Here is a 22,168-nt window from a genome sequence, read left to right as displayed (position 1 = left end):
TGACAACCCCTCTTTTACTTACTTTCTTTCTCTAACAAATCCCTGTAAATAGGAATGGTTTCTGTGACCTCTGTCTCCGATGCCGGTCTTCTGGCTGCAGTATAGCCGGTGGTCTCTCCATCAAGGATGATAGGTGAAATATGTGAATAAACCCAATAATATCTGCCATCTTTTCTTAAATTTTTTACGATACCGGTCCACTCCTTGCCACTCTGTATCGTGTCCCAAAGTTCTTGAAATGCTGCTTTTGGCATATCCGGATGTCTGACGATATTATGATTTTTGCCTACGAGTTCCTCTTTGGTATATCCTGATATTTCACAGAATTTTCTGTTAGCGTATGTAATGATCCCTTTAAGATCTGTAGAACTAACGATCAAGCCTTTTTCAAAGATATACTCTTCATCAATTGGATCAGGTCTATTCATTGTATTATTCTCCCCCCTTTTTGTAGTGTGACGTGTAAGAAGTGTAGTTTCAGTAAACTTACAGTCATGAAGTCTACTGTTCGCAGCCTGGCAATCTTCATGAGACCCATGGCTTTCTGTCCTCACTTCACAATGAGTTTAGCTTGTTAACTTAGCGTTATGTATCATATAAGATGCACTAGAATCTTATGGCTAACAATACTGCAAACATAACCCGCTGCTAAAACTCTATAACAACTAAACTAAAAATAGATTGAATTAAGAAGTTTTTTAGTAAAAAATATTAAATAATGTCTGTTTATGGATTATAATTTTTAATAATGTTAGAGATTTTCTTATTTGTAACTTTTTCTATTTCTTCATGAGATGCATTTTCTATGGCTTCAAATGTCCCGAAATAATCGATCAACTTTTTCACTGTTGCTTTGCCTATGCCTTTTTTATTGAGAAGTGAAATTTGTGTATCTTCTTTACGTTTTTTGTTCTGATGGTAGGTAATGGCATAACGATGTGCTTCATCTCTTTGGCGCTGTATCCAGTGTAGACGTTTGTCATTTGCTTTGAGTTCAAGAACGCCATGAGCGGTATAGAGGATATCTTTGGCTGCACCTTTCGCGCGGTGTGCCTTGGCATCGAGCTTTTCTTTAGCTATGGCTATGACATCAAGATTGACATGGGCTTCTTTGAGAAGGGCTTTTGCAAGATTGAGGTTGGCCTGTCCTCCATCAAGTATCCAGAGGTCCGGAGCAGGTTCTTCTTTAAAGTTCTCTATACGTCTGGAGAGCATCTCTTTCATCTGCCCATACTCATCACGTTCATGCAGTGTATACCGTCGGTATGCGGATTTATCCCATTTATCTTCATCCCACACCACCATACCGCCCACTGTAGCAGCTCCCATAAGATGAGAGTTGTCGAAAGTTTCTATACGGTAAGGAATGACAGAAAGGTCAAAGAGATCTGCTATTTTTTGTTCCATGAGTGTATCACTCTGCGTTTTACGCAATAACTCTTCGCAGTTTTGCAGGGCCAAAGAGATCAGTTTGGCTTTGGGACCGCGCTGAGGGGTAAGGATCTCTATTTTTTTGTCAAAACGGGCAGAAAGGCTATGTGCCACCTGTGCCGAGTCTTCAAACATATGGGCCGTAAGAATCTGTTTACCGGTATGGGGGGTGTCGATGGTATAGAATTCCAATAAGGCCTGTTTATACGCTTCATTTTCGTCAAAAATATGGGTATGCCTGAAGTAAGAGTATGCGGATGAGATGATCTTACCTCCCCGCATAAAGAGCTTGACGATCACACCTCTTTCATCCCCATTGAGTATGGCAAAGATATCCAGGTCCATGGCATTGGCAAAATCAATGTTTGATGAGATCGTGAGCGAAGAGATGGCATTGATGCTGTCGCGTATAGCAGCGGCTTCTTCATAACGTTCCTGGATGGCAAGGTTTGTCATCTTCTCTTCAAGGGTGGAGAGTAGATCTTTACGTTTGACGATGGATGTTTTGGCTTGGGTGACGATCTCACCATAGGCTTCAGGTGACACTTTCCCTTCACAAGGGGCCAGACATTTTTTGATCTGATAGAAGAGACAGGCTTTTCCTTCTTTTAAACAAGACTTCTTCTGTACCAGCGGATAGACTTCATAGAGTGCATCAAGTAGGGCTTTCCCTCCGGTAGGAAAAGGGCCGTAATAGGTGATTTGCTTGCCTTTGATGACCTTTCGGGTGATCTCAAACCTTGGGTAGGCTACAGATTCATCGATATAGATGTAGGGGTAAGTTTTATCATCACGAAGCAAAATGTTGTATTTGGGTTTGAGCTGTTTGATCAGCGAGTTTTCCAAGATGAGGGCATCGTCTTCCGTCTCTACGACGATATACTCAATTCTGCTTGCTTCATAGAGCATTTTGATGATGCGCGAACTTTGTGCAGGGTTGGGTTTGAATTCAGGAGAAAAACGCCAATAGCTTTTGACCCTGTTTTTCAGGTTTTTGGCCTTTCCTACATAGAGCAGTTTGCCGTTTGCGTCAAAATACTGGTACACGCCTGCACAGGAAGGGAGATCTTGGATTACTGATTGCATGTGACTATGGCTTTGATACGTTCGAATTTTTCTTTGAGTTCTCTGTCTGAAGGTGTTTCAAAATTTCCCTTGGCACGTTCATGATAATGGGGTACACTCACATAAGAGACTTTTTCCTGAGGCATCGCATAATATTTGCTGTGAAAGACGACAACCTTTTCAGCCTGCATCATCTTACACGCTTCATCGTGCTTGTTCAGCTCTGTTAATAGGCTTTTTAATAAATCTCTATTATAATTAAGTTCCATTTTAAAACCGGGGTGTGTGACCGCTATAAAGAGTGTCGCATCTTTGATATAGACAAAGGCAACGGCCTTTTGCCATTTGGGACTAAGAAGATCGATAAACTTTTGGTAACACTCCTGCCGTTTTAATGATTTAAACTGAGGTTGAGAAGATAAATGAGACAAAATCATACTGGCTTTTTTCATAAAGCGATTATAACATCACTTTGCTGTATCATCTTGACAGGGTGCGGTTATAAAACCGACCCGGTGTATGTAGAAGAGAGTGTAGAGCACAATACAAGTATGAAGACAGAAGGTTAAAGATGCAGAAGTATGATGTACTGATCATAGGTGCCGGTATCGCAGGGCTTTATGCAGCCATGCAGCTGCCTGCAAGTAAAAAGGTCTTGGTGGTATGTAAAGATATCCCCTGGGAGTGCAATACGTTTTATGCCCAGGGAGGTATGACCACCGCCTTGAATGAAGCGGATATCCCTCTTCATGTCGAAGATACCATGGCTGCGGGTTCGTATCATAATAACAAAGAAGCTGTGGAGATTCTCTCCCGTACCTCACTGGAAACCACGCCTGATATCATCTCCAGAGGGATGGAGTTTGATACCGATGAAGCGGGGAATCTTTTATATACGAAAGAGGCTGCACACTCCGTAGAGCGTATCATACATGCCGGAGGAGATGCTACGGGACGTTATATGCATTATTTTATGATGGTGCAGAACAAACACCAGCTTCAGAAAAATACACTGGTGTATGATCTGCTTATAGATAACGGCAGATGTTTTGGGGTCAAAGCAACGGTCAATTATGAACCTACGACCATCTATGCAGATGATGTAATCATCGCCTCTGGAGGTATAGGCTCTTTGTATGCATACAATACTAATTCTCGTACCGTCAGCGCCGACATTCATGGTATCTGTGTTGAAAAAGGTATAGAGCTTTCCGATATGGAATTCATGCAGTTTCATCCTACCGTATTTGTTGATACCCCTTTTGCAAGAAAACTGTTACTGACCGAAGCATTGAGGGGTGAGGGTGCGCATGTCGTGGATGAAGAGGGAAGACGATTCTTGTTCGATTATGATGAGAGAGGAGAGTTGGCAAGCCGGGATATCGTGGCTCGCGGTATCTTCACCCATAAACGAAAAACGGGACAAAAGGCTTATCTGGATTTTTCCATGTTCGAAGAGAAATGGTTTGAACATCGTTTCCCCAATATCACACATACCTTTGCCAGACTTGGCTATAAATTCCCCAAAGACAAGATCGCTATCTCTCCGGCATTTCACTACTCTAACGGTGGTATAAAATGCGATACCAATGGCTCCATAGAGGGTATGGAAGGTCTTTATGTGATAGGTGAAGCAGCAAGAACAGGCGTGCATGGGGCAAATCGTCTTGCATCCAATTCATTACTTGAAGGTGTGGTCTTTGCAAAACGTGCAGTGGAACATCTGCTTTCCAAAGAGCATAAAGCGATAAAAACACCTATATTTGAGAAAGATTACGGTAATATTCTGCACAAGGAAAACGATAAAATCTATAAACAAAAATTACGTCAAGTGATGTGGGATGATATAGGGATTATCAGGACAACCAAAGGCTTGCATGAAGCGAAAAATCTCATTTATGATATGAAAAATAAAGAGATCGGCAGATTACTGAAACTGAGACTAAATACTGCTTCTGCCATCGTAGATGCAGCACTTGCGAGAAAAGAGTCTTTGGGCTCACACTATATAGAGTCAGTCTAGCGTAAATGTATGGGCAGATATGGCATACCAAAGAATTAGGAGAACAATTAATGACCACGGAAATATTGCACACAGATTTGACAACGACATGGGTGGGGATCGTTTCACTTATCATATTTGTCGTAGGATACTACTTTATCGCAGCGGAAGATAAATACCTTATAAACAAAGCAAAACCGGCACTTTTTGCAGGGACAATGATCTTCATGTTGATCGGTGTCTATTATGCTATGAACGGTTTGGACGGTGCACATCTGCACCATGAAATAGAGTTGCTTATTTATGAGATCGCAGGGATCTTCTTCTTCCTCTATGTGGCAATGACCTATATCGAGGCGATGATCGACAGGAATGTATTTTCTGCTTTACGTTATAACCTTGTCTCCAAAGGGTACAGCTATAAAAAACTTTTCTGGATCACAGGTCTTCTGGCTTTCTTCATCTCTCCTGTTGCAGATAACCTTACAACAGCACTGATCCTTTCAACGGTATTGATCACCATTGATAAAACGAACAAAGCATTTATCGTGCCTTCGGCGATCAATATCGTTGTTGCGGCGAACGCCGGGGGTGCCTGGTCACCATTTGGTGATATCACAACGTTGATGGTATGGGTTGACGGCAAGGGGGCTTTTGTTGATTTCCTTTATCTTTTCCCTGCATCGATTTTAGGTTGGTTTGTGACGGCATTCCTTTTAAGCCGTTTTGTACCACACGATACACCGCCATTTGCGGCAGATGAAAAAAAGGTCTATATCGCTGCAGGCGGGAAAGTGATCATAGGGCTTTTTGCTTTGACGATCGCTTCAGCGGTTCTCTCGCACCAGGTCCTTCATTTACCTGCAATGTGGGGAATGATGTTCGGTTTGGCTGTGCTGAAACTCTATATTTATAGAATGAGCAGAGAAGTAAGATACGACAGTGAGGGTATCGTATGTCCTCCGGTCAACGTTTTCTCATTCATCGCTAAAATTGAAAATGATACACTGCTTTTCTTCTTTGGTATTTTAGCTGCGGTCGGCGGACTTCACTTTTTAGGTTTCTTGGAGTACTTCACGGCTCTCTATTCCCAGTTTGGTGCGACTACCGTGAATATCGGAGTAGGATTCCTTTCTGCGATCGTGGATAACGTACCTGTCATGTCAGCAGTACTGAAGTCAAGCCCGGATATGGGTGCATCTGCACATGCACAGTGGATGCTTGTAACACTTACGGCCGGTGTGGGTGGATCACTGATCTCATTCGGTTCTGCCGCAGGTGTGGGTGTCATGGGTAAACTTCACGGAATTTATACATTTGGTTCACATCTAAAATTAGCTTGGACCGTACTTGTAGGTTATATCGTGTCAGTCTCTGTCTGGTATGTACAGTTTCTGATACTGGGTATAGGTGCATAATCCTATCTTAGGTTAGGTTTGCAAGATCGGTATTTCTGAGGATGCTCAGGAATACCGAAAAAGTATTTTTATAGTTAAGTTTTTTTTGAAAGATTTAACCATACATATACAAGGAAAGATGATGAAACAAGTACCTATATTAGTCTTAGACTTCGGATCACAATATACACAGCTTATCGCTAGAAAACTGAGAGAAAGTGGTGTCTATACGGAAGTAGTACCGTATCGTGAGAGTATTGAAGATATTAAGGCCAGAAAACCGCAAGGTATTATACTTTCTGGCGGCCCGGCTTCTGTGTATGCAGAAGATGCATATAAGCCAGATGATGGCGTGTGGGATCTTGGATTGCCTATTTTGGGTATCTGTTATGGTATGCAGCTTATCACACAGCACTTTGGCGGAAGCGTGATCGCCGCGGATCATCATGAATACGGGAAAGCAAAACTTCACATAGAAAACAATGGCGGTATCTTCAACAATATCCCAAATGACTCTATCGTATGGATGAGCCATGGAGATAAAGCAGAACGTATACCTGAAGGTTTTGAGGTCATAGGTACAAGTGAAAACTCTCCATTTGCAGCCATAGCCAATGAGAGTAAAAACATCTATGCATTCCAGTTTCACCCGGAAGTACATCACTCGGTAGAAGGTACAGCAATGTTGAAGAACTTTGCTAAGCACATCTGTGGTTGTGACAGCACTTGGAACATGGGAAGTTTTGCGAAAGAGAAGATCGCTGCTATCAGAGCACAAGTGGGTGACAGAAAAGTCCTTTGTGGCGTAAGCGGCGGAGTAGACTCTTCTGTTGTGGCTGCTATGCTGAATGAAGCCTTGCCAAAAGAACAGCTCATCTGTGTGTTTGTGGATCAGGGACTGCTTCGTAAGGATGAAGCAGAACAGGTACAGGATATGTTCAAACTTGTAGGTATTCCATTGATCACTCTCGATGCAAAAAAAGAGTTTATGGAAGCACTTGCAGGTGTGACAGATCCTGAAGCCAAAAGAAAAGCTATCGGTGAAAAGTTCATTGAAGTATTTGATAAAGAAGCCAAGAAGCATACGGATGTAAGTTTTCTTGCACAAGGGACTCTCTATACGGATGTGATCGAATCTGTTTCAGTAAAAGGACCATCAAAAACGATCAAATCTCACCATAATGTGGGCGGTCTCCCGGATTGGATGACCTTTGAGCTGGTGGAACCTCTTAGAGAGATATTTAAAGATGAAGTAAGAAAACTCGGTCTTGAACTGGGACTTCCAAAGCATATGATAGGAAGACATCCTTTCCCTGGGCCAGGTCTTGCCATAAGAGTCATGGGAGACGTCAATGAAGAGGCATTGAGACTACTTCGTGAATCAGATGCCATTATGCAAGAAGAGCTTAAAGCAACAGGATACTATGATAAAGTATGGCAGGCATTCACGGTACTGCTGAATGTACAATCCGTGGGTGTGATGGGGGACAACCGTACCTATGACAATACGGTCTGTATCCGTATGGTTGAATCCGTAGATGGTATGACGGCTACTTTTGCACACATCCCGCATGATGTGCTTGAAGGTATGAGTAGAAGGATCATTAATGAGATTGACGGGATCAACAGAGTCGTATATGATATCAGCTCTAAGCCTCCTGCAACCATTGAGTGGGAATAGTTTGATTCTATTTGATCTTATCTTCGAGGGTAGGGTTGTTCAGTCACTTACTTGACATGAAACCCCCTTCTCAACAACCTTCGAATCTAATACCCATGAGAAAGAAATAGAATCATACTAATATCATTACAGATGAAGTCCATTGTGTTAAAATATTTTTTACAAATAAAAAGGAAATAGAATCATGAAATGTATTCCATCATTTGTTAAGTATATGATCCTAGGTGTGATGGTCGGTCTTTTTGTCATCTTATCCATATTTTATACGCATAGTACACTTCAGCTAGGTGTGGCAATGTTCTTTGCTATACTTCAGAGCCGTATCACCTGTCCTAAGTGTGGTAATTCCCTACTGAAAGATAAAAATGGCTGGTATATCTTTACTGTGAGAACAACCTGCCGTCATTGCGGACAAGATACGATGTTATGTGAAGTTGAACCGGATGAAGTGACCCAAAAGCGTTTGCAGTAATGTATATACATAGACCCTCGCGTTTATTTGAGCTACTTCGGCTATAATCTTTTTTAAAGGAATCTCTTATGAAAAAAATACTGCTTTACTCACTCTCGTCTCTTGCTGTTGTAACCTTTATGACTGCCTGCAGTGGTCAAATGACTGATAAAATGGCTGTAGTAAGTACCCCTTCTTTGTCTTCTGATCCCTGTGCTGCGATCGATGCAAAAGTGCTAAGATTGGATAGATTTACCCAAGTGGTACAAAACACCAGTGCTTTTCATTTGGAAGAAAAAGCTACAGCACTGACGGTACCGGGGATCACGGTCAGCAATAATAGAAAACAGATGTTAGAAGATGCAGAGAAGAAATATGCAGAGTATGCTGCAGAGCATCAAAAATACGGTTGCGAATCTCCTATACATACAAGTACGGCACAAATGGCAGTGGTAAGTAAAGCTGCTCTGTTATCTGAGCCATGTGATACTATTGATAACAAACTGATGAAACTGGATGAATTTATTGCCATGGTAAACCATACCAGTGCTTTTCATTTGGAAGAAAAAGCTGCAGCACTGTCGGTACCTGGTATCACGGTCAGCAATAATAGAAAACAGATGCTAAAAGATGCAAAGAAGAAATATGCAGAGTATACGGCAGAGCGTCAAAAATATAGTTGCAAAACGTCTATACCTGTACGCAGTGTTGACCTGGCAGATAAAAAGGAAGTGGTCAATAAACCTGTGCCAGTATCAGAACCATCTACTGACAGGGATGAAAAAATGGTTAAACCAGACGCATTGACGACCAAGATAAACCATGGCAGTAGTGTGGATGTTGAAGAAAAGGTTGCAGCAGTGCCGGTAGCCGGGATCACGGTGAAAAAGAATAACGTACCAGTGGTCAGAGATGAAACGAAAAAAGATACAGAACATTCAGCAGAGCATCAAAAAGAGAGTGCTGAATCCCTTATGACGGTAGAGAGTGCTCAAATAGCTGACGAAAAGAGAGTGAGTCGTAAGTCTGATGTATATGATGCTCTTGATCAAGAGCTGATCGAACTGTATGAATTTACGATCATGGTAAATACTACCAGTGCTTTCCATTTACAAGAAAAAGCCAGTGCATTACCGTCACCAGGGTTCACAGTGAGCAATAACAAAAAGAAAATGTTAAAAGATGCAGAGAAAAAACGTGTAGAACTTTTAGCAGAGCGTCAAAAACAGGGTTGTGAAACAGGCAAAAAAGAATAAAAGAATATGTTTTGATAGGGTGTAGCTTTGTATGAAAAGCGAAAGTAAAAAAAATCTATCTCTTCTTATTATAGCGATTTCTTTTATTGCTTTTATCTACGGTACGATCAAGGCGATGGCTATCGTAGATAGAACACATGTAGGTACATCCAATGGCATCTATAGATCTTATGTCACGACTTCCCAAGAGATACAAGAGAAAGCATTTGCATTAACAGCACATTGCTCCGATGCACTTTGTAAAGTACAATCCTTATTGGATTTTGTGACCAATATCCCCTATAAGACCAACACTTTTCAACAGTATTCTGCACAAAAAACCATACAGCAGAATTTTGGAGATTGTGATGACAAGAGCAATCTACTCATTTCTATGCTGCATGTATTAGGATCAGAAGCCTATTTTGTCCTGGTACCCAAACACATTTTTGTCATTACAGCCATAGAGGATAAGCGATTGGATAAGACAAAAGGGCTCTGGGTCAATGGAAAGAAATACTTTATCCTCGAAAGTACGGCCAGAAATTCAAATATAGGTTTCCCTTTGCACTATAGGCTCGATGAGTTAGATGTCATCATTGAGCCATTTTCAAACGACAAACTTTCTATAGAGCATCTGGAGTGGAAAGAGTAAAACTTATGTATACATTTTAGGGTAAATAAAAAAGTTTAGTTTTGCTTTTTCGGGTTTCATTTTCTTCCAATGCTTGATCGGAAGTTTTAAGGCGACGATACCCAGCGTGGGTACATTGTCGATGTAGTCATCCAGCATCAGGTCTGTTAATTCAGTTGTTTCGGGATTGTGCCCGACGATCCATACATCATCGTATTTGTCTTTGATCTCTTTAATAATGGAAATGACATCCAGAGGTGCTGCCATATAAAGAGCATCGATGTATTTGATCTTTTCCTCATAGCCTATCTCTTTGGCTAAACCTTTGGCTGTAAGTCGTGCTCTTTTGGCAGAACTGGAGAGTATAAGATCCGGCATGACTTTTTTCTCTTTGAGTGCATTTGCCATGGTAAGGATCGCTTTTTCACCTCTTTTATTGAGGCCCCTGTCGAAGTCGCTTTGACTCTCATCGCTCCAATCTGATTTTGCATGTCTGATTAAATATAAATTTTTCATATCTCTATTATAGCAAGATAATGGGATATTTTAAAAATATAAATACTTTAGTCAATATCACTAAACTTTCCTTCAAAAAACTTGTAATATTTAGAAAAATATATTATAATCTCACCAAAGTAATACACTATAGGAGAAATAGTATGGCAAAACATCAATTTCAAACAGAGATTGGTCAACTCTTAAAACTGATGACTCACTCTCTTTATTCAAACAAAGAGATATTTATACGTGAACTCGTTTCAAATGCGAGTGATGCGTTAGATAAATTTAATTATCTTTCTCTTACAGATGAAAAGTTCAAGAAAGATGATTGGTCCGGAAAAGTGTTCATCAAATTAGATAAAGACGATAACTCTCTAACCATCGGTGATAATGGTGTAGGGATGAATGAATCCGATCTAATGGACCATTTAGGTACGATTGCCAAGTCCGGTACAAAAGCATTCATGGAAAATCTTACCGGTGATGCGAAAAAAGATTCAAATCTTATCGGTCAGTTCGGGGTAGGGTTCTATTCTGTGTTCATGGTAGCAGACAAAGTGGATGTGATCTCTAAAAAGGCGGGTGAAGAGCAGGCTTACATGTTCAGTACGGATGGTACAGGTGAGTACGAAGTGAAGCCTGTGACGAAGGAAGCGCATGGAACGATCATCTACATCAAGCTTAAAGAGGATGAGAAAGAGTTCCTGGACAAGTGGAGAGTACAAGAAGTGGTCAAAAAGTACTCCAACCACATTGCATACCCTATTATGTTGAACTACTCTGAAGAGGAGAGAGAAGGTGAAGGGGATGAAGCAACGACTAAAATGGTCCAGAAATCAGAACAGATCAATGCGGCTACAGCACTCTGGACACTTCCAAAATCTGAATTGAAAAAAGAGGATTATGTAGAGTTCTATAAAACATTGGCACATGGTGATAATGAACCACTGAGCTATCTGCACAACAGAGTAGAGGGTGCCAATGAATTTACCACACTTTTCTATATCCCTAAAACCGCCCCTATGGATATGTACAGAGCAGATTATGAAGCAGGGGTTAAACTCTATGTGAAGCGTGTGTTTATCACCGATGACAACAAAGAGTTATTGCCACCGTATCTTCGTTTTGTAAAAGGGATCATCGATTCTGAAGATCTGCCGCTGAATGTTTCCCGTGAGTTACTTCAGGAAAACAGGATCTTGGCAAATATCAAACAAAATTCTACAAAGAAGATACTCCAGGCCATTAAAAAGCTCAGTGGCGAAGATGCGGATACATTTATTGCACAATACAATAGAGTGATAAAAGAGGGTATCTACACAGACCATGTGAACAAAGAGTTGTTGCTTGATATCGTCAAATACAAGAGTTCAACGGAAGAAGGTCTTGTATCGCTTGAAGAGTATACGAGCCGTTGTGATTCTGAGAAAAAAGAGATCTACTATATCGTAGGTGATGATGAAAAGGTATTGAGAAACTCTCCTCTGCTCGAAGCCTATAAAAAGGCAAATATCGAAGTACTTATCATGGATGATAAAGAGGTGGACAGTATCGTTACGCCGATGATAGGTGCCTATAAAGAGTGGAACCTTAAAGATATCACAACGATTGAAGCACCGGATTCCAAGACCGAAGAAGAGAAAGAAGAGATCTCTAAAGAGTTCAAATCTCTTACAGATAAGATCAAAGAGGTGTTGGGTGAAGAGGTCAAGGAGGTAAAAACTTCTACGAGACTGACATCCAGTCCCTCATGTGTACTGAAAGACAGTTCTGATCCTATGGCAAGTATGGCAGCGATGTTTGCCCAAATGGGACAGGAAATGCCGGAAATACCTTTGATCCTGGAGATCAACCCTGACCATGAAATGATCAAGAAGCTGGATACGCTTGAAGATGAATCTCTCTTTGCTGATCTCTCATGGATACTTTTGGATTCTGCGAAACTTTCTGAAGGACTCGAACCTAAAGATAAGGGAGCCTTTGCCCAACGCGTAGCTTCATTAGCGACCAAAGCACTCTAATTTTCTCTATATTTCAGGGCACGGGCAAACTTTCCCGTGCCCTTTAAATCTAACTATGCTAAAATCACTTTTCATTCAACTGTGAGGCCGTCAAATATGGATATCTCAAATTTCTACGAAGAAGTGATTGCATTTGGAATACTTCTTTTTTCTGTGGTAGCACTCTATTTCATGCTTATATGGCATTACCGGTTTGCTTTTGGGCTGATGAGAAATACCTCTTCATATGAAAAACATAAGGCTAAAATAGAGAAAGCAAAAGAGTATCTCTTTTGGGTACTGAAAGTATTGTTATGGCTGGGGCTCACAGGTATGTTTATGTTTGGGCTCTATTATCTTTCGGAAGGGATGAGTCTCAAAGCACTGCTTTTGGAACTGTGGACCAAGATACCGGAGGGCTTTTGGTTAGAGGCATTTTTTGTTATCATTAGAATAGCTGTGATCATTACTTTGTCGCGTTATGTGTTAAAGTTCGTCTATGCATTTTTATCTAAAAATGAGCAAAGAGCGATTGAAAACCGATGTGACCATTGTCGTGAGATAACTATTGTTAAACTCTATACACGTCTACACAACATGGTGAAATATACAGTCTTACTAGGTATACTGTATCGTATCACACTTTTCTTCCCTTTTTTGGATGTGGCAAGCCGCGGATTATGGATGCTTCTTATAATGTATCTTACAGTCTCTGTGGGATTATTGGCCGTCAATGGGTTGACAATGATAAAAGAAAAAAGAGGAGCATTATCATGAGCAAGGAGTTGAAAATGTCACCACAGAAACGTGCCACACTTGTGTCAAGTTCCGTTGCAACACTTTTGGTGATCTTAAAATTGGTCTTGGGAATAGCAAGCGGATCAGTGGCGGTCCTTGCTTCTGCGATCGACTCTCTTTTAGATATGTTGGTGTCCGTTTTCAACTTTTATGCGATCAAAAAGTCAGAAGAACATCCGGATGATGAATACCATTACGGTAAAGGTAAGATCCAAGCTATTGCTGCTGTCATAGAGGGAACGATCATTACCATGTCAGGTCTCTACATCATTTATGAGGCGTTTAAAAAGATAAGCAGCGGATCTGTGACCACACTGCTTACCCCTTCAATCGTAGCCATGACGCTTTCCATCATCATTACCTATCTTTTGTCCAGGTATCTCTTAAAAATCGCCAGAGTGACGGACAATCTTGTGATCAAAGCAGATGCGTTGCATTATACTACAGACCTATGGAGCAATGCTGCTGTTTTGCTGGCGCTGGGATTGGTATATCTGACAGGCATTGATGCGATCGATGCGGTCTTTGGTCTAGGGATAGGACTTTATATCATCTACTCTGCCTACGAGATCGTTCGGGAAGGTATAGAGATACTTTTAGACCGTGCACTGGATGCAGATATGGTGGAAAACATTGCAAAGATCCTCTCAAGTCATCCTGAGATAACAAGTTACCATTGGCTTAAGACACGTACGGACGGTTCCATCAACTTTGTAGAATTTCATATGGTCTTGCACCCGAATATACTGCTGCTTGAAGCACACCGTATCGCCGATCAAGTAGAAGATCAGATCTTTTTACTCGATACCAATAAAAACTGGGTCATTACACCGCACTTTGATCCTTATGATGACGAACGTATGAATGTGGCAATGCTGAATGGTGAGCATTTATCCAGAGTAGCGAAAAAATCATCATGACGCAAACTGATGGTATGATCTATCTTTTATCCCCTCTGCCCAGGGAAGGAACGAGACATCTGCCGATGATACGTTTTTCATCTCTCTCCTCCACGATAGATCTTTCAACATGCGATACACTGCTGTTTACCTCCAAGCAGGCCGTCAAGAGCGCAGAAGCATTAAATCCCGAATGGAAAAAGTATCCTTGTCTGGCCATAGGGGCAGCCACGGCAAAAGAGATAGAATCCCTGGGCGGAAAAGTGATGTACCGACCCAAATCATTTTATGCCCAAACGCTCAGTCAAGATATCATCACGCAATTTCAAGATAAAAAGATCTTATACTTACGCCCTAAAGAGGTCTCTTTTGATGCAAAAACGTTTTTAGCCAAGGCGGGTATAGCACTTCAGGAACAGGTCATCTATGAGACTGCTTGTATCCGCTATGAAAAAAAAGAGAAACCAGGCAAAAATGCCATTATTATCTTCACATCTCCCTCGACGATTCACTGTTTTTTGAAAAACTTTGCATGGGATGAAAGTTATACCGCCGTGGTGATAGGTGAAGCGACAAAAGTACATTTACCTGCCAAAGTATGCTATGAAGTAGCAGATAGGCCAACGATAGATGCCTGCATACTAAAAGCAAAGCAGATTTTACTCACTTCTAACTCCAAATAGGTTATAATATATTTAGCCTAGGTGATGCGACGACTGTATTTGGGGTCCAACATTTATTGTTAGTGGGACATGTGGTCTCTTGGTGTGTGGATGTTTTCGTTTGAGCTTGACATGGTCGGCGAGAGATCATCCCCTAAAGAGAGACTCTCTCCTACACCGTTGGCTATATAGGGCCGACTTGACACAGAACGCTCACCCGGGTCTTATCAGTGACGATTTTTTGGACGCATAGGACTTTGGAAAGGTCATTGATGAACAAGGAAGTTCTCCTTCAAACCTTTCCAAAACCCTCTACGCACAATGGTCATCCCTACTGGACTAACCGCATATTATGGTGAGAATTAAACTTTTTCGGAGAATTTTAAATGAACGTATTGATAATAGGTGCCGGCGGTAGAGAATACTCTATTGGCTTGGCATTGACAAAAGATGAGAATGTAGAGAAGATCTATTTTGCACCGGGTAACGGAGCCACAGACACATTGGGTGAGAACCTTGAGATCAGTGATTTTTCTGCATTGGCTGATTTTGTAGAAGCCAATGGTATCGAACTGACCATTGTGGGTCCGGAAGCACCATTGGTAGGCGGTATTGTGGATGTCTTTAAAGCCAGAGGTCTTACGATCTTTGGACCCACAGCCCAAGCGGCACAACTTGAAGGTTCCAAGATCTTTATGAAGAACTTTCTCGCCCGTCACAATGTGCCTACTGCCAAGTACATTGAAACGGATTCATTGCAGGATGCATATGATTTTATCATGACACTGGATGCCCCGATCGTAGTGAAAGCAGACGGACTTTGTGCTGGTAAGGGTGTGATCATCGCCCAAAGCCATGACGAAGCAAAAAAAGCTGCAGGTGAAATGCTTTCAGGTAACGCATTTGGTGATGCGGGTACAAGTATTGTTGTGGAAGAATTCCTGGATGGCTATGAGCTTTCTGTATTTGCTATCTGTGATGGAAAAGATTATGTGGTCTTGCCTGCGGCACAGGATCATAAAAGACTCCTCAATAATGATGAAGGTCCAAACACTGGCGGTATGGGTGCCTATGCCCCTACACCTCTGGTCAATGATGAGATCTATCGTAAGTTGAACGAGAGAGTGATAGAACCTACACTAAAGGGTATGGAAGCTGAAGGTATGCCGTTCACGGGGGTACTTTTTATCGGTGTGATGGTGGTCAAAGGTGAGCCTATCATTCTTGAGTATAATGTACGTTTTGGTGATCCTGAATGTGAAGAGTTGATGCCGCTGCTTAAGTCTCCGGCTTCTGAACTCTTCTATAAGGCAGCAACAGGTGATCTGAAAAATGCCAAGATAGAGTTTCATGACAAATATGCGGTGGGTGTCGTTATGGCAAGTAAAGACTATCCTTATAAAAGTTCATCGCCTGCAGAGATCATCGTAGATGATATCTACCATGAAGAGGTAAGGGAAAATGCACATATCTCGTATGCGGGAGTGACACGGGGTGAAGACGGAAAACTCTATGCAACAGGCGGCAGGGTACTGGTCTGTGTAGGTATCGGTGATAGTATCAAAGAGGCACAAAGGCGTGCCTATATGTTGGTAGGGCAGGTGCATTTTGCAGGCAAACAGTGTCGTACAGACATTGCCTATCAGGCACTCTAGGAAGCAGGGATGTCTGAATCTCTATCCTTGCCCCTTGCAAGTCTTCAAAAAAGAATCACTGCTTTTGTCATAGATGATATGGTTATCACCCTGTTTTTTATCATTATTTTTTATGATCAATTCTCTGCAGTTTTGTCAAATATCACAGTGCTAGATGAAGCAGCACTTGAAACTGTCAATAGCTTCATCGCTCAAAATCTTTTGGTTGTGCTCTCTATAAAACTTCTCTATCACACTGTTTTAGTGTGGCAAAACGGTATGACGCTGGGTAAGTATTTTATGAAGATCAAAGTGATAGATTTGGAAACAGGAGATACCCCTGGTTTTCAAAAGGCATTTTTACGTGCTTCCGTGAGGATCCCAAGTGAAGTACTGTTCTATCTGGGCTTTCTTATGGCATTCTTTGTACCACTGAGACAAACACTGCATGATAAACTTTCTAACTGCGTAGTTGTGAATGACTAAAAAGCTCGTTTTTTTTCTTGTATCTATGATAGCGGGCATACAAATAGTGTCTGCTGCCTCAGATAAAAGTAAAATCGAGATAACAGCAAAACATGTGGATGCTGCAGGCAATACAGTCAAAGCCAGAGATCAGGTGGTGGTATATTATGAAGACAGTATCATTAAAGCAGCTTCTGCAGATTTTGACAAAAGTACCAAAGTACTTGTTCTTGATGGAGAGATCGAAATGCTGGGCTACAATGGAAGTAAAGTTCATACCAATCATATTGAAATTCATACCGATACAAAAGAGGTGACGTTCGATGAACTCTTTCTGATCGGGAAAAATGATGTGTGGATCTTTTCAGATGATGCACATAAAGATGAAGGCAATTATACTTTGGGAGCCTCTCTGATTTCAAGTTGCGATATTGAAGATCCTTTATGGAAAATGTCTTTCTCGGACGCTTTATACGATAGTGATGCAAACTATATAAAGCTCTATGGCGCCAAGGTATATTTATGGGATATTCCTATGTTTTATACACCTTATTTGGCTTTTTCAACTGATAGAGAAAGAAGTTCAGGGCTTCTCTTTCCTGCTTTTGGGTATTCATCCACTGAGGGGTTTCTCTACGAACAACCTATCTATTGGGCTATTTCTCCAAGTATGGATTTAGAGTTTAACCCACAGATCCGTACATCAAGGAGCATAGGGATGTACAGTACCTTTCGTTTTGTTGATTCATCGCATTCATCCGGAAAGTTGAGGGTAGGGTATTTCAAAGATAAAACGGAGTATATAGACGACAACTATCTCCCAAACGATAGTCACTATGGGGTAGAGTTCAACTATGAATCTTCCAAAGTACTGTCTCATAAATTACCCAGTGGATTTACAGATGGTCTCTATACCAACATAACCTATCTTAATGATATCGATTATCTGAATTTACAGCAAAGCCATTTGAGACATTTTGGACTTATTCCTCTACAAGAATCCAGAGTGAATTATTTTCTTTATAACAATGACTACTACACAGGGTTAAATGCCAAATATTTCATCGATACAAGAAAAGAGGATAACAGTGATACATTACAGATACTGCCTGCCCTGCAATTACATAAATACTTAAGTCATTTTATATGGGATAACCTCACCTATAGCACAGATCTCCGCATCAATAATTTTGATAGAGAAAAAGGTACTACCCTCCGTCAGGCGGAGCTCAAGGTACCAGTGGAATTTACCACATCATTTTTTGATGATTATTTGAATCTCTCTTTGGGAGAAGAGCTGTATTACAGTAAATTCTTTTTTGATAATGGAACGTATCTTTATGATGATTTTGAGTATTACAGTAATATACATAAAGTAAAATTTTTTACGGATCTAACGAAAAAGTATGGTGGATTTATACATGTTCTGCAACCCTCTTTTGCGTACATTAGACCGGGGAATGAACACAAGTCCCCTTCGTTGTCTGCACTGGATGTGAACCAAACAGCATTGTTCACGGTTGGGTTACCTGAAGAGCACTATGCACTGAATTTAAGCCAATACTTTTATGATGAAATGATGAACTTAAAATTTTTTCAAAGATTGACGCAAACCTATTACCTTGATAGAAACTATGAATTTGCTGATCTGAATAATGAAATGCAGTACAATTGGAACAGATGGAGTTTGTATAATAATGTGACCTATTCACATGAGTATGGTAAAATACGTGAGTCAGCCAGCCGAGTTACCTTAAATGAACAAGATTACCATTTTAGTCTGGGGCATACCTATAAAAAGATATTACCTGATGTGCCGACCTATGTTACCGGTAATCTCAATGCCAATGAAATCTATTTTTATTTTGGATATGCATTCAATGAACAGATCAAGGTGAATGGCGGTTTAACGTATGATGTGGATGATGCATCAAGTAAGCAGTGGAGATTGGGGGGAAGCTATCACCGTGATTGCTGGAATGCTACGGCATCCGTCCGACAAGATATCGTTCCCAGACCAACAGGCTTTACGCTAGATACTACATTTTATTTGCAGTTAAACTTTATTCCTTTTGGTGCAGTAGGGACCGAATAATGAATATCAATCCTAAAGATGAGATCGAAAAAGCGTTAGAGATATTACATCTGCCCAAATTGATCAGCAAAGCGGATATCAAAAAACAGTACCATTATCTGGCTAAAAAGAATCACCCTGACCTAGGAGGGGATGTTGAAAACATGGAACAGCTAAATCACGCGTATAAATTATTGATGAAGTATATAGAAGAGTTTCGTTATACTTTTGATGATGAAGAAATTTCTAAACAATTCCCAGGAGCAGATTATGCCCAGCGATTCAAACCCTAACGCGTATTTTGAAGATAGAGAAGACGCTTCAAAACAGTTGATTGAAACACTGCCTATAGAGTTGTTTTCAAAAAATGAAACGGTAGTGATAGGTGTCAGTGAAGGAGGCGTTTATTTTGCAGATAAGATATCCAAGGCTATCAATGCACAGATGGATATTTTACTCGCAGAACCTATATTGGCACCGAATAACCATGAAGTGGCTATTGCAATGGTCTCTGAAACAGAAGAAGTGGTGATACATAAAGCACTTGTCGATGCGTTCGAGATCAATGAAGATTATGTCTATGGCGAAGCCCACAGAAAGTATGAAGAGGAAGTACTCTCTTACGTCTATAAATATCGAAAAGGAAAGGATTTGATCTCTCTCAAGGGGAAATATGTTATCTTGGCTGATGAGTGCATAGAGACCGGACTGACCATGATGGTTGCACTGAAGTCGGTCATCGCAAGAGGGGCTAAAAATATTTTTATTGCAACGCCCATATTGGATAAAGGTGTCTATCAAAATCTGCTTACGGTGTGTGATGGTGTATTTTGCCCTCATAAGATACAAGACTATATTTCGATAGAATACTATTACAAACATTTTGAAAGATTGAATTTTGAAGAGATAACCTCCATGGTCCATGATCAAGAAGTAAAACCAAAAGAAGTAGAATAAATATATTTTTATGAAAATAAACATGCAAAACAGCATCGTATGAAAGTATTTAACAGTTAAAAGGAAAGAGAAACGAATGAAAGAACAAACCATAGAGATCAATGTAAACAGTCTCGAAGAAAAATATGAATTTAATAAAATAGCAAAGCAGGCAAGTGGTGCAGTGATGTACCGACAGGGAAAAGCGGTACTGATAGCAGCTGTTGCAGTCGATGAAAAAGCAGTGGATGAGGATTTTCTTCCTTTGACTGTGCAGTATATGGAAAAATCTTATGCTGCAGCCAAGATCCCTGGCGGTTTCATCAAGAGAGAGACAAAGCCTGGTGACTTTGAAACACTGACATCTCGTATCATTGACCGCTCTTTACGTCCATTATTCCCTAAAGGGTTTCACTATCCTCTAACGATCACAGTGATGGTGGTAAGTTCAGATTCAGAGGTTGATATGCAGGTAGCTGCCTTACATGCGGCAAATGCAGCACTGTATGTTTCGGATATCCCGGTGACCACAAGTATTGCTGCGGTCAGAGTTGGTACAGTCGGAGATGATATCGTTATCAATCCGACGCTTACACAACAGGCGGAGAGTGAACTGGATCTTTTGGTTGTTGGTTCAGGTAAAGATGTAGTGATGATAGAGATGCGTACACTCGCCACTGAAAATGAAGAGGGACAAAATGCCAATGAGTTTGATGAGTCAGCACTGGTCGATGTGATCGCGATGGCATCAGAGGCTATAGATACCGCAACATCGGCTTATGCAGACGCCTTTACTCCTATGGTACGGGAAGCGCTGGACCTGCCATTGGCTGAAGACAAAGTAGATGAATCACTGTATGAAATGATCGAAAAGAAATATGCTGAGGATGTCGAAAAAGCGATCTCACATATGGCCAAAAGCGAGCGTTCCACTGAACTTAAAAAAGTACGCACGAAGATCATGGAAGCTCTAGAAGCGGACGGTCAAGAGGCAGATAAAGAACTGGTATCCAAAGTACTGGAACGCTACAAAAAAACAGTGGTTAGAGCGATGATCCTGGATAAAAATATTCGTGCAGACGGCAGAACACTCGATGAAGTAAGACCTATCAGTATCGAGACAAATCTTTTACCTTCTGTACACGGGTCATGTCTTTTTACACGTGGCCAGACTCAGGCACTTGTCACGGCGACACTGGGTGATAAAAAAGATGCACAGATGTACGAACTTATTACCGATAAAAATGCACAGTCAGAGAATTTTATGGTGCATTACAATTTTCCGGGTTACTCTGTGGGTGAAGCTAAATTTATCGGTGCACCGGGTAGAAGAGAACTTGGACATGGTAACCTGGCAAAAAGAGCACTGGAACCTTCTTTGGATCTCAACTTTGACGGCAGTATCCGTCTGGTTTCTGAAATTTTAGAGAGCAATGGTTCTTCCTCTATGGCTACGATCTGTGGTGGTGCTTTGGCTCTGCGTGCAGCTGAGGTGAATACTACAGCACTTGTAGCAGGTATTGCTATGGGACTGGTAAGTGAAGGCGACAAGTATGCTGTATTGACAGATATTATGGGGCTGGAAGACCATGATGGTGATATGGACTTTAAAATAGCAGGTACTGCAAAAGGTATCACCGCACTTCAAATGGATATTAAACTAGGAGGTATCGATCTAGAAATCCTGAGAGATGCTTTGCAAAAAGCCAGCCAGGGTAAAAACCATATTCTTGGATTGATGGAAGAAGCAGAAACAAACATTGTTACAAGTGAAGCACTTCCTAGTACAGAACATTTTACAGTACATCCAAGCAAGATAGTGGATATTATCGGGAAAGCGGGTGCTACGATCCGTGAGATCATTGAGAAGTTCGAAGTCTCCGTTGATCTTGACCGTGATGTAGGCGGCGTAAAAATTTCAGGCGAAGACAAAGCAAAAGTAGCGGACGCAAAAGCCCATATAGAAGAGATCGCTTCATCCCCTGTGAAAAAGCAGATGGAATATAAGGTCGGTGAGAGCTATGAGGGTAAAGTGAAAAAGATCGTAGATTTCGGAATTTTTGTTGAAATGCCAGATGGCTTTGATGCACTGCTCCACATTTCAAAAGTAGCCAAAGAACGTGTCAATAATCTTTCAGAAAGATACAGTGAAGGTGATACGATCACTGTGGTGGTCATGGAACAAAAAGGTAAAAAAGTCGAGTTGGCAACTCCAGAGTTTTTAGCCTAAATTTTTTCTTCTATACTTTGTCCATTTATGCATAAAGTACAGAGGGTTTGTTCCCTGTGTATACTATATACTT

The 22,168-nt window shown here is 41.0% G+C and carries 20 protein-coding genes and 1 riboswitch; of the genes, 16 read left to right on the top strand and 4 right to left on the bottom strand.

The genetic code is table 11. From position 1 onward, the window contains the following. Positions 1–14: 14 nt before the first annotated feature. From LDM98_RS06195 to LDM98_RS06185, 3 genes are all read right to left on the bottom strand, one after another. Entirely contained in the window at positions 15–428 is a 414-nt protein-coding gene (locus LDM98_RS06195) for a PAS domain S-box protein (RefSeq protein ID WP_223898467.1), read from the bottom strand. A 78-nt stretch (positions 429–506) separates the two neighbouring features. Beyond that, positions 507–581, bottom strand: a riboswitch (cyclic di-GMP riboswitch). 145 nt (positions 582–726) lie between these two features. Then, positions 727–2,517: an excinuclease ABC subunit UvrC gene (gene uvrC / locus LDM98_RS06190; RefSeq protein WP_223898466.1), complete on the bottom strand. Its 1,791-nt coding sequence runs from the start codon at positions 2,515–2,517 to the stop codon at positions 727–729. Beyond that, positions 2,505–2,948 (bottom strand): DciA family protein, encoded by a 444-nt coding sequence (locus LDM98_RS06185; protein ID WP_223898465.1) that lies wholly within the window; start codon positions 2,946–2,948, stop codon positions 2,505–2,507. Before LDM98_RS06185 ends, uvrC begins: the two co-directional genes overlap by 13 nt. A 119-nt stretch (positions 2,949–3,067) precedes the next feature. Here LDM98_RS06185 and nadB point away from each other — a divergent pair, with 119 nt between their 5' ends. The 6 genes from nadB to LDM98_RS06155 all read left to right on the top strand — a co-directional run bounded on the left by nadB (position 3,068) and on the right by LDM98_RS06155 (position 9,917). After that, on the top strand, positions 3,068–4,519 hold the full coding sequence (gene nadB / locus LDM98_RS06180) for an L-aspartate oxidase (protein WP_223898464.1): 1,452 nt from the start codon (positions 3,068–3,070) through the stop codon (positions 4,517–4,519). Positions 4,520–4,569: 50 nt separating this feature from the next. After that, entirely contained in the window at positions 4,570–5,916 is a 1,347-nt protein-coding gene (nhaD, locus tag LDM98_RS06175) for a sodium:proton antiporter NhaD (protein ID WP_223898463.1), read from the top strand. Between the two features lie 121 nt (positions 5,917–6,037). Continuing rightward, on the top strand, positions 6,038–7,576 hold the full coding sequence (gene guaA / locus LDM98_RS06170) for a glutamine-hydrolyzing GMP synthase (RefSeq protein WP_223898462.1): 1,539 nt from the start codon (positions 6,038–6,040) through the stop codon (positions 7,574–7,576). A gap of 184 nt (positions 7,577–7,760) precedes the next feature. Continuing rightward, positions 7,761–8,048, top strand: a complete 288-nt coding sequence (locus LDM98_RS06165) for a hypothetical protein (RefSeq protein ID WP_223898461.1) — start codon at positions 7,761–7,763, stop codon at positions 8,046–8,048. Between the two features lie 68 nt (positions 8,049–8,116). Then, a complete protein-coding gene (locus LDM98_RS06160) occupies positions 8,117–9,283 on the top strand; it encodes a hypothetical protein (RefSeq protein ID WP_223898460.1) in 1,167 nt (388 codons plus the stop codon). 31 nt (positions 9,284–9,314) lie between these two features. After that, a complete protein-coding gene (locus LDM98_RS06155; RefSeq protein ID WP_223898459.1) occupies positions 9,315–9,917 on the top strand; it encodes a transglutaminase domain-containing protein in 603 nt (200 codons plus the stop codon). A 3-nt stretch (positions 9,918–9,920) separates the two neighbouring features. On the opposite strand, the gene LDM98_RS06150 is transcribed toward LDM98_RS06155, so the two are convergent. After that, on the bottom strand, positions 9,921–10,412 hold the full coding sequence (locus tag LDM98_RS06150) for a histidine phosphatase family protein (RefSeq protein WP_223898458.1): 492 nt from the start codon (positions 10,410–10,412) through the stop codon (positions 9,921–9,923). Positions 10,413–10,555: 143 nt separating this feature from the next. On the opposite strand from LDM98_RS06150, the gene htpG reads away from it, so the two are divergent. The 10 genes from htpG (at position 10,556) to LDM98_RS06100 (ending at position 22,095) form a co-directional block, all read left to right on the top strand. Further along, positions 10,556–12,418 carry a molecular chaperone HtpG gene (htpG, locus tag LDM98_RS06145; protein WP_223898457.1) on the top strand — a complete coding sequence of 621 codons (1,863 nt, stop codon included), beginning with the start codon at positions 10,556–10,558 and terminating at the stop codon, positions 12,416–12,418. 96 nt (positions 12,419–12,514) lie between these two features. After that, a complete protein-coding gene (locus tag LDM98_RS06140) occupies positions 12,515–13,174 on the top strand; it encodes a hypothetical protein (RefSeq protein WP_223898456.1) in 660 nt (219 codons plus the stop codon). A 14-nt stretch (positions 13,175–13,188) separates the two neighbouring features. After that, a complete protein-coding gene (locus tag LDM98_RS06135) occupies positions 13,189–14,115 on the top strand; it encodes a cation diffusion facilitator family transporter (RefSeq protein ID WP_223898455.1) in 927 nt (308 codons plus the stop codon). Next, positions 14,112–14,777 (top strand): uroporphyrinogen-III synthase, encoded by a 666-nt coding sequence (locus LDM98_RS06130; protein ID WP_223898454.1) that lies wholly within the window; start codon positions 14,112–14,114, stop codon positions 14,775–14,777. Before LDM98_RS06135 ends, LDM98_RS06130 begins: the two co-directional genes overlap by 4 nt. Positions 14,778–15,142: 365 nt before the next feature. Further along, complete coding sequence (gene purD, locus LDM98_RS06125) at positions 15,143–16,411, top strand: phosphoribosylamine--glycine ligase (RefSeq protein WP_223898453.1); 1,269 nt, start codon at positions 15,143–15,145, stop codon at positions 16,409–16,411. Between the two features lie 9 nt (positions 16,412–16,420). Further along, positions 16,421–16,876: an RDD family protein gene (locus LDM98_RS06120; RefSeq protein WP_223898452.1), complete on the top strand. Its 456-nt coding sequence runs from the start codon at positions 16,421–16,423 to the stop codon at positions 16,874–16,876. Beyond that, positions 16,869–18,950: an LPS-assembly protein LptD gene (locus tag LDM98_RS06115; RefSeq protein WP_223898451.1), complete on the top strand. Its 2,082-nt coding sequence runs from the start codon at positions 16,869–16,871 to the stop codon at positions 18,948–18,950. Before LDM98_RS06120 ends, LDM98_RS06115 begins: the two co-directional genes overlap by 8 nt. Beyond that, on the top strand, positions 18,950–19,222 hold the full coding sequence (locus LDM98_RS06110; RefSeq protein WP_223898450.1) for a DnaJ domain-containing protein: 273 nt from the start codon (positions 18,950–18,952) through the stop codon (positions 19,220–19,222). The genes LDM98_RS06115 and LDM98_RS06110 overlap by 1 nt, the downstream gene beginning before the upstream one ends. Next, positions 19,200–19,886: a phosphoribosyltransferase gene (locus tag LDM98_RS06105; protein WP_223898449.1), complete on the top strand. Its 687-nt coding sequence runs from the start codon at positions 19,200–19,202 to the stop codon at positions 19,884–19,886. Before LDM98_RS06110 ends, LDM98_RS06105 begins: the two co-directional genes overlap by 23 nt. Before the next feature lie 76 nt (positions 19,887–19,962). Continuing rightward, a complete protein-coding gene (locus LDM98_RS06100) occupies positions 19,963–22,095 on the top strand; it encodes a polyribonucleotide nucleotidyltransferase (protein ID WP_223898448.1) in 2,133 nt (710 codons plus the stop codon). Positions 22,096–22,168 lie beyond the last annotated feature (73 nt).

The sequence above is a fragment of the Sulfurovum sp. TSL1 genome (assembly GCF_019972135.1).
GTDB lineage: Bacteria > Campylobacterota > Campylobacteria > Campylobacterales > Sulfurovaceae > Sulfurovum.
The sequence above is the reverse complement of the archived record's forward strand: the minus strand, read 5'-3'. Positions and strand labels throughout refer to the sequence as shown.

Excerpts from the sequence above, each read along its gene's own strand:
- LDM98_RS06195 (WP_223898467.1), bottom strand. The coding sequence starts at position 428 with ATGAATAGACCTGATCCAATTGATGAAGAGTATATCTTTGAAAAAGGC.
- uvrC (WP_223898466.1), bottom strand. The coding sequence starts at position 2,517 with ATGCAATCAGTAATCCAAGATCTCCCTTCCTGTGCAGGCGTGTACCAG.
- LDM98_RS06185 (WP_223898465.1), bottom strand. The coding sequence starts at position 2,948 with ATGAAAAAAGCCAGTATGATTTTGTCTCATTTATCTTCTCAACCTCAG.
- nadB (WP_223898464.1), top strand. The coding sequence starts at position 3,068 with ATGCAGAAGTATGATGTACTGATCATAGGTGCCGGTATCGCAGGGCTT.
- nhaD (WP_223898463.1), top strand. The coding sequence starts at position 4,570 with ATGACCACGGAAATATTGCACACAGATTTGACAACGACATGGGTGGGG.
- guaA (WP_223898462.1), top strand. The coding sequence starts at position 6,038 with ATGAAACAAGTACCTATATTAGTCTTAGACTTCGGATCACAATATACA.
- LDM98_RS06165 (WP_223898461.1), top strand. The coding sequence starts at position 7,761 with ATGAAATGTATTCCATCATTTGTTAAGTATATGATCCTAGGTGTGATG.
- LDM98_RS06160 (WP_223898460.1), top strand. The coding sequence starts at position 8,117 with ATGAAAAAAATACTGCTTTACTCACTCTCGTCTCTTGCTGTTGTAACC.
- LDM98_RS06155 (WP_223898459.1), top strand. The coding sequence starts at position 9,315 with ATGAAAAGCGAAAGTAAAAAAAATCTATCTCTTCTTATTATAGCGATT.
- LDM98_RS06150 (WP_223898458.1), bottom strand. The coding sequence starts at position 10,412 with ATGAAAAATTTATATTTAATCAGACATGCAAAATCAGATTGGAGCGAT.
- htpG (WP_223898457.1), top strand. The coding sequence starts at position 10,556 with ATGGCAAAACATCAATTTCAAACAGAGATTGGTCAACTCTTAAAACTG.
- LDM98_RS06140 (WP_223898456.1), top strand. The coding sequence starts at position 12,515 with ATGGATATCTCAAATTTCTACGAAGAAGTGATTGCATTTGGAATACTT.
- LDM98_RS06135 (WP_223898455.1), top strand. The coding sequence starts at position 13,189 with ATGTCACCACAGAAACGTGCCACACTTGTGTCAAGTTCCGTTGCAACA.
- LDM98_RS06130 (WP_223898454.1), top strand. The coding sequence starts at position 14,112 with ATGACGCAAACTGATGGTATGATCTATCTTTTATCCCCTCTGCCCAGG.
- purD (WP_223898453.1), top strand. The coding sequence starts at position 15,143 with ATGAACGTATTGATAATAGGTGCCGGCGGTAGAGAATACTCTATTGGC.
- LDM98_RS06120 (WP_223898452.1), top strand. The coding sequence starts at position 16,421 with ATGTCTGAATCTCTATCCTTGCCCCTTGCAAGTCTTCAAAAAAGAATC.
- LDM98_RS06115 (WP_223898451.1), top strand. The coding sequence starts at position 16,869 with ATGACTAAAAAGCTCGTTTTTTTTCTTGTATCTATGATAGCGGGCATA.
- LDM98_RS06110 (WP_223898450.1), top strand. The coding sequence starts at position 18,950 with ATGAATATCAATCCTAAAGATGAGATCGAAAAAGCGTTAGAGATATTA.
- LDM98_RS06105 (WP_223898449.1), top strand. The coding sequence starts at position 19,200 with ATGCCCAGCGATTCAAACCCTAACGCGTATTTTGAAGATAGAGAAGAC.
- LDM98_RS06100 (WP_223898448.1), top strand. The coding sequence starts at position 19,963 with ATGAAAGAACAAACCATAGAGATCAATGTAAACAGTCTCGAAGAAAAA.